This window comes from Salicola sp. AFF1 (genome assembly GCF_056783195.1).
On sequence record NZ_JBXAYL010000231.1, the window covers coordinates 1 to 240 of the forward strand.

The 240-nt window shown below is 70.0% G+C and carries 1 protein-coding gene; it reads left to right on the forward strand.

Annotated features, from left to right (window positions below; genetic code table 11):
* Positions 1–240, forward strand: a 240-nt coding sequence (locus tag AC1RQI_RS17470; RefSeq protein WP_481905872.1) for a BTB/POZ domain-containing protein, incomplete at both ends; no start/stop codon positions are given.

Consider the following 240-nt stretch of genomic DNA (forward strand, 5'->3'; position numbering starts at 1 on the left):
GCTGATGAACCGCTGCCTGGTGCTGTCCGTGGACGAGTCCCGCGCCCAGACCCGGGCCATCCACGCCGCCCAGCGCCTGGCCCACGAGGTGCTCGGGCGCACCCTGGACGAGTTGCCGCCGCAGACCCGCAAGCTGCTGGGCCACATCCACGACATGGTTAAGGAGGCCTGCCGCCAGCAGCGCCTCGAGCAAAGCGCCTACCGCTTCACCCGCAAGGACGTGCGCGATTACTGCGGCTG